This window comes from Oleiphilus sp. HI0080, from assembly GCF_001635135.1.
Window position 1 is genome coordinate 1 of sequence record NZ_LWFU01000792.1, and the last position, 510, is coordinate 510.

General features: G+C 50.0%; 1 protein-coding gene. It reads left to right on the forward strand.

Features of this window, described 5'->3' with window-relative positions:
- Nucleotides 1-23 precede the first annotated feature (23 nt).
- On the forward strand, nt 24-510 hold a 487-nt coding region (locus A3751_RS16270), incomplete at its 3' end, for an alpha/beta hydrolase-fold protein (protein WP_255376096.1).

Here is a 510-nt window from a genome sequence, read left to right on the forward strand (position 1 = left end):
CTGCTTGATAGAGGAGTGAGTTCGTGGAGTTACTGAGTCAGCAGTCATCGTTTGAGGGGCGATACGTGCGTTACAGGCATGCCTCGGCGGTGAATCATTGCGACATGATTTTTTCCGTGTTTGTTCCGCCTTGCGCTCTAAAAAACGAGGAAGCGTTAAAAAATACGCCTGTTGTTTATTGGCTATCTGGGCTGACGTGTACCGACGAGAATTTTATGCAAAAAGCAGGTGCGCACCGAATTGCCTCAGATCTGGGCTTGATTCTTGTTGCACCTGATACGAGCCCGCGTGGCGAGGATGTGCCCGATGATGCAGATAAATCGTATGATTTCGGACATGGTGCGGGGTTTTACGTGAATGCGACACAAGCGCCGTGGAATCAGCATTATCACATGTATGATTATATCGTCTATGAGTTGCCCGAACTACTGTCTGGCCAGCTAGGAATGCAAGGTAATGCTGCGATTATGGGGCATTCCATGGGCGGACACGGTGCCTTGACCATAGGGC